The 6,290-nt window shown below is 55.6% G+C and carries 5 protein-coding genes and 1 pseudogene; 3 read left to right on the top strand and 3 right to left on the bottom strand.

Annotated elements, in window-relative coordinates:
- Positions 1–1,180: pseudogene (locus C9413_RS26065) on the bottom strand (hypothetical protein); the annotation flags it as partial.
- A gap of 147 nt (positions 1,181–1,327) precedes the next feature.
- Entirely contained in the window at positions 1,328–2,317 is a 990-nt protein-coding gene (locus tag C9413_RS26060) for a hypothetical protein (RefSeq protein WP_039844729.1), read from the bottom strand.
- An 868-nt stretch (positions 2,318–3,185) separates the two neighbouring features.
- Here C9413_RS26060 and C9413_RS26055 point away from each other — a divergent pair.
- Positions 3,186–3,953: a response regulator transcription factor gene (locus C9413_RS26055; protein ID WP_039844730.1), complete on the top strand. Its 768-nt coding sequence runs from the start codon at positions 3,186–3,188 to the stop codon at positions 3,951–3,953.
- Positions 3,954–3,966: 13 nt separating this feature from the next.
- Here the strand turns inward: C9413_RS26055 and C9413_RS26050 are convergent, their stop codons facing one another.
- Entirely contained in the window at positions 3,967–4,296 is a 330-nt protein-coding gene (locus C9413_RS26050) for a hypothetical protein (protein ID WP_052451512.1), read from the bottom strand.
- Between the two features lie 370 nt (positions 4,297–4,666).
- On the opposite strand from C9413_RS26050, the gene C9413_RS26045 reads away from it, so the two are divergent.
- Both C9413_RS26045 and C9413_RS26040 read left to right on the top strand, forming a co-directional pair.
- Positions 4,667–5,686, top strand: coding sequence for a UDP-glucuronic acid decarboxylase family protein (locus tag C9413_RS26045; protein WP_039844731.1), 1,020 nt, complete (start codon positions 4,667–4,669; stop codon positions 5,684–5,686).
- A gap of 1 nt (position 5,687) precedes the next feature.
- Positions 5,688–6,290 (top strand): NAD-dependent epimerase/dehydratase family protein (locus C9413_RS26040; protein ID WP_170251096.1); only part of this gene is annotated, 603 nt, incomplete at its 3' end.

The raw sequence follows: 6,290 nt of genomic DNA, 5'->3' as shown, positions 1-6,290 counted from the left end.
GATACTGCTCGATCCAGTTCACGAAGGAAACATCGCCTTCGATCACGCTGACACGCCATGCGGTCGGAAAGATCGTCTCAGCCGCCGGTTCTGCTGTGTCCGGTTTTCCGTCGTCGTAAGTGCTGCGCTCGAAAATCGCGATGTTGTTTGCAACGGTCGTCGCGCTATCGTCACGATTGAAGACGGAAGCGATCTCGTCGCGATCGCTGTAGACGTAAAACTGCGAGATCGCATCGATCTGATGGTAGTTGCCCATCACGGCGGTAAGGGGCGATATGATTGCCGTCTCGGTGATCTCCACCACGTTTGCAAGCACATTCGCGCCTGCGGCCACATCGAGGCTGTTTTCGCTGCCGCCGTCCTGTTCCACGGGTACGTCGCTTTTCTCAGGCTCCGTGGGCGGCGTTGCGATGCCGCGGTCGGGCATGAAGTCGTCGATCGAAGGCGCTTCTTCGACGAGCTGACCATTTACATAACTATAAGTACTAATGCCGTCGATATGGTTGTCTGGGAGTACGATGATCTGCGGTTCGCCGCTTTCCGTCGTCGTGGCGCTGCTCTCGCGCGCCGCCTGGATGTACTCGTGGATATCGTCGGCAATCGCCCGCAGGCCCTCCTGCGTATCGACGCGGTCATAGGAAGAGAAGGGCGTAAAGGCGTCCGCCTTCTCGCTGAATTCCATGAGGCGGTGTGTGACGAAGCTCGTGTCGCGCAGCTGCGGCTGATCGCCGGTCATATTCAGGTGGTCGTCGTCGATCAGCATATTCGCCTGGGCGACATGGCTGATGACCGAGCCTGGTCCCTGGAAGACTTCGAGTTCTTCTTCCTCCTCCTCGCCGGGAAGGTAGATATTGGCCCCGAAGTGTGGAGCGCTGAGATCGCGCGATGCAATCTCGGCCAGCTTCTTCAGGGTCTCTTCGAACACGCCGCCGAAGTGGCGCGGTTCTGCGTAGTTAATATCGTAGCTGACGGATCGGTAATCGACGCCTGGATCGTAATCTTTCAGCTCAAGGTTCGAAATAAAGGCCGGGCTGAAAGCTTCGTCCTCGGACAGCGAAGGATCTGCTTCGCGCGGACGGGCGCCGTCCAGGTAATTGCTTCGCATCCGCGCTTCGTCGGTTGCAGCGCCGAATAAGCCGATGAAATGGGCAACGATTTCCGAAATCTTCTCTGCATGCATGACGGCCCCTCCCGTTCAACACGGTGTCTGGCCCGAAAGGCAGCAAACTCATCGATGACGAGCTATTCATCTCAGCCGCTTCTCAAGCCACCAAACTGCACCGGCGGAATGCCGGTGCAGTTTGTTTGTTTCCGCACTGGTCGGAGGTCAGGCTCCAGAGTCGGCGTCGTCTCCCGCCAGGTTGCCGCCTACGACGCTGCTGTCGAAGGTGTTGGAGAGCAGATTGGCGCCCTGAACGACTTCCAGATGGAAGCCGGAATTGGCAATGATCGCCGAAGCGTCTGCCGTGCTCGTGCCGGTGATGTCGTCGCCTGCACCGCCTGCCCAGCCGGCACCGTCGATGTCGATGCCTTCCGAGCCGAAGGCCTTGCCGCCATCCGCTTCGAGATGGTTGCGGGCTCCTTCGTTGTCCATCTTGATGTTCCAGGCACTGTCCTGGTCGGCTAGATGATTGGCCTGGACAGCGCTGAAGCCGTTGCCGCCAGCACCGAGCGAGCCGTTGAGGATGTTGTCGACATCAAGCGTGAACGAGAAGTTGTCACCGATGTTGAGGTTGCCGCCGGCGATCCCGAGGTTGTCGAAATCCTTGACGTCTTCAAGAACGGCGAAGTCCGTGTCCGTCTTGTTGAAGCTGTCGGTCGTCGTCGTATTGTGGCTGTTGGTATCGGTGATCGTCTTGATATCGGTGTCAGTATCGGTGATCGTCTTGATATCGGTATCGGTAATGGTCTTGATGTCGGTGTCCGTCTTGGTGCTGGTAAACGTGTCGTTGTCGCTGTAAGACTTGCTGTCGTAGCTCCAGTCGTAATCGGTCTTGACGTCCGTATCAGTGATCGTGGTCGTCTTGGTGTTGGTGATGTTGTCGTTGTCGCTGTACGACTTGCTGTCGTAGCTCCAGTCGTATGAGTTGTCGCGGTTGTCGCCGTTGTTGGCATCGACATCGATCTTGGAGTCCACGTCTACATCGACGCTGCTGTCGCTGTTGTTGCGGTTGTCGCCGTTTGCCACACCGCCGACATAGCCCGTGGAGCCGTCATCTACGTCAGTATCATTGATGGCAGTATTGGCGAAGCCGTCGGCAAGTGCGCCGACATTCGTTTCGATCTCGTCGCCACCATTCGGATAATTGTAGCTCATTTCGCATTTCTCCAAAAAAATTCGGAGCAGCTTTCGAAATCCCTTTCATCTCAACGGGATTTTGCTCGCGCTTGCTCCGATACTGTTACAGATCGGCAGATGTAAGCACTACCTTGTCACCTGCGTTTGATGTTCCGGTTTGTAGATCAAACCCTCGTTGAACTGCGCGTTACTAAGTACAAATGCGCAGGTATCCTGATCCGCAATTGTAAGATTGCAGACTTGATGCACGTATTTCTTTGAGTTACCCCAGCTAAGGCGCCGCGATACCGCAGACACTAGGTGGTATTCGACGCCTCCCATGTCGCCATTTGGCAACGATGCGACTGTGGCCGAGAAAATATTTAGTTGATAGATACCAATTCGGGCTAGCGAATCAGAAATTACTGGAAGCAGCCGGAAGTAATCATGGAAAATAGATCAGCGAAGCATTCGGGCATCCAGTGGCGCCCGCGCATACTGATTCCGCAGAGGCCGCTGGCCTGGCGTTCCGAAGGTTCAGTTTGCTGGTTTTGCGGCCAGAACGTTTTTATAAGTAACTTCTTAGTTCGCTGCCAAGAAGGTAAAATACCAAAAATAGTCTGTCGTCTATAATGACACACAAATACCATTTCGAGGCAAAAATATTGGAACATATAGCCCACAAGTTAGCTGTACTTACGCCGATACAACCAGAACAATAGGAAATATCACTTTAAATCTGCAAAAACTAACCCATTTGGGCCATTTATTTTCGTATCTGTTCATATTACCATAATTAAGAAATGGCTAACTAACTAAGACGGAAATTTTTAGGGCACACCTCTTTGGGTGTTTTCACAGTATCGCCCAAAGCATCTGTAACGTGTAACGCTATGGGGAGGCGTAAATGTTCATGACGGCGTCGAAGACGGGGGATGCCGACCAAAGCCGAAAGTTCGGCCCGGCCGGAGATACAATACTGGTCATTGCAAATGCGGATTTATTCTCCGAATGCCTGGCAGAGGCTTTGGCGAAGAAATTCGCAGGCTGCGAAGTGGTCAGCAAGGGCTACTCGAAAGCCATGCTGGAAAACGACGCGAATGACGCCAAGCTCGTACTCTTCTATCATATAGCAAGCCCCGAACTGAACGAGGCGCTTCAGGTCGTGCGGGAAAACCACCCGTCGACGTCGATCGGTCTCGTGGTCGAGGCGATCGACATGCTGGAGCCCTATATAAACCGGCTGGTCGAAGCGCGGGTCATCGATGGCGTGCTGCCGCTCAATCTCCGCCTCGACGTGTTCATGGCGGCGGTCGACCTTCTGATGAAGGGCGGCGAGCATTTCCCATCGGCGCTGCTTAACCGGCTCACGGGCGCACAGCCGGAGAAATCGCTTTACGAGACGAAGTCGGTTGCTGCAGCCGGTGCCGGCACTTTGAGGCTTCGCCAAGGCGATGTCACCGCGCTCACCACCCGCGAAGTGCAGATCCTGGATCTGATCTGCAAGGGTACGCAGAACAAGATCATCGCCGATGAGCTGCACCTTTCCGAAAACACGGTGAAGGTTCACGTACGCAACATCTATAAGAAGATGAATGTCCGCAACCGCACTGAAGCCGCTTCACGCTTCTTCAACAATGAAGCCGGCAACGCATCGGGCAGGTGGCGAAACTAGATCCTCAGGGTCGTCAGGTGGCCGGTCGCGCGAAGCAGCGCGACTTCTGGCCAAACCCGCTCGGCGTGCAGATCCAGGGCGCGGACCCATAATAAACCTTGGACCCCGCGCTCACTGGCGCTGCCGTTTTGTTGCTCGCCACCGCATAGCTGTAGACCTTGCTGCTGCGCGGCACTTTGGTGACCACGGTTTTTGCCGGCTTTGGATTGGACGCAAGTGGCAGGTCGTCATCGACGGCCGCACATGAAATCGGTCCTGCAGCGATGAGCATCAGCCCAAAGGCTAGCGCAGTCCTGCGGACGGCATCCGACGTCCGCATTCCAGTGAAATCGAAGTTCCGCATCGCTCGTTCCCCTCAACAAGGCAGCCTTTTGCCTGCCTTCCGCTCCCATGTCTAGAACGTATTGGTTGAGCGAAGCTTGCATTGTCGATTTTATAGTCAAATCCAACATGGTTAAGCAGGATTAAACACGCCTATATCAACTGTATTAGAAGAGTAATCAATTCGACATAGCCCACTCTTTTCGTATTGACCTAATATAAAAGCCTAATATCATCAACCATAGATAGACTTGAATTGGCGAGTCAGGCCAAAATCTACTCGGATAACTCAAGTATTTATCTATTTTGCTTCGGAGTAAATCTGGAGACTGAAGGAGATCTATTAAAAAATAAGGATCAGTGTTCTTGGTCCTATTGGGAAGGGGTTTGTAATGCGTAGTTTCGTTCCCAACGAAATATGTTCCGGTTATGATAATCTATCGGGCCGGACACCGAAGAAAGTGCTCGTCAACGGAGGCGCGGGATTCCTCGGCTCCCATCTTTGCGAGCGGCTTCTCAAGGGCGGTCACGAAGTTATCTGTCTGGATAATTTCTCGACCGGCCGCCGATCCAACGTCCACCATCTCCGGCCATTTTCACGTTTTCGGATCATCGAGCACGATGTTCGCAGTCCGTTTGACGTGGATGCGGCGCTGATTTTCAACTTCGCGTCTCCGGCATCTCCGCCCGATTATCAGCGCGATCCGGTTGGAACCTTGCTCACCAATGTGCTCGGCGCCGTCAATGCGCTCGATCTCGCGCGGCGCAACGGGGCGACGATCGTGCAGTCCTCGACCTCCGAGGTCTACGGCGATCCGGAGCACAGCCCGCAGCGGGAGAGCTATTGCGGCAACGTCAACCCGGTCGGTCCGCGTGCCTGCTATGATGAGGGCAAGCGCAGTGCCGAGACGCTGTTCTTCGACTACCATCGAACCTACGGCGTCGATATCCGGGTCGGGCGGATATTCAACACCTACGGGCCGCGCATGCGTCCGGATGACGGCCGCGTGGTCTCGAATTTCATCGTCCAGGCGCTGCAGAACAAGAACATTACCATCTACGGCGATGGCTCGCAGACCCGTTCCTTCTGCTATGTCGACGATCTGATCGAGGGCTTCCTTCGTTTCTCGAACGCCGGGAAGAAATGCACCGGGCCGATCAATCTCGGCAATCCGGCCGAAATCCCGGTGCGCCAGCTCGCCGAGGTGATCCGCGAGATGACGAACTCGCGCTCGCGCATCGTTCATCTGCCTCGGGTGACCGATGACCCGAAACAGCGGCGGCCGGATATCTCGCGGGCACAGGCAAAACTCGGCTGGCAGCCGCGTGTCGCGCTGGAAGTCGGCCTTGGAAGGACGATCGAATATTTCGAGGCACGTCTTTCCGCGGCAAAGGTAGCGGAGGCCGTATGAGATGTCTCCCTACATCATCGTCACGGGTGGTGCCGGCTTCATCGGCAGCCACATCTGCAAGACGCTGGCCGGCGCGGGGTTCACGCCGGTCGCATATGACAATCTCTCGACCGGACATCAGGATGCCGTTCGCTGGGGTCCGTTGATCGATGCCGACATCGCCGATGTCGGTTCCCTGAAAAAGGCGCTCGGCCGGTTCGAGCCGGTATGCGTCATCCATTGCGCGGCGAATGCCAATGTCGGCGAGTCGGTCGCAGATCCGCGCAAGTATTATCGCAACAATGTTTCCGGCAGCCTTGCGCTTTTGGAAGCATGCCTGGACCAGCAAGTCGATCGCATCGTCTTTTCGAGCAGTTGCGCGACCTATGGCATTCCGGCGGCATTGCCGATCCGCGAGGAGATGGTTCAGCTGCCGGTCAATCCATACGGACGCACGAAACTGATCTTCGAAATGGCGCTGGAGGATTATGCCGCCGCCTATGGCCTTCGTTTCGTGTCGCTGCGTTATTTCAATGCCGCCGGCGCCGATCCGCAGGGCGATCTTGCCGAGCGTCATGAACCTGAAACGCATCTCATCCCGCGCGCGTTGCTTGCGGCTGCACAC

The sequence above is a fragment of the Rhizobium sp. SEMIA 4085 genome (assembly GCF_013004495.1).
In the GTDB taxonomy this organism is placed as follows: Bacteria; Pseudomonadota; Alphaproteobacteria; order Rhizobiales; family Rhizobiaceae; genus Rhizobium; species Rhizobium gallicum.
The sequence above is the reverse complement of the archived record's forward strand: the minus strand, read 5'-3'. Positions and strand labels throughout refer to the sequence as shown.

Bases quoted from the DNA above. Each gene is read 5' to 3' on its own strand.
- C9413_RS26060 (WP_039844729.1), bottom strand. From the start codon at position 2,317: ATGAGCTACAATTATCCGAATGGTGGCGACGAGATCGAAACGAATGTC.
- C9413_RS26055 (WP_039844730.1), top strand. From the start codon at position 3,186: ATGTTCATGACGGCGTCGAAGACGGGGGATGCCGACCAAAGCCGAAAG.
- C9413_RS26050 (WP_052451512.1), bottom strand. From the start codon at position 4,296: ATGCGGAACTTCGATTTCACTGGAATGCGGACGTCGGATGCCGTCCGC.
- C9413_RS26045 (WP_039844731.1), top strand. From the start codon at position 4,667: ATGCGTAGTTTCGTTCCCAACGAAATATGTTCCGGTTATGATAATCTA.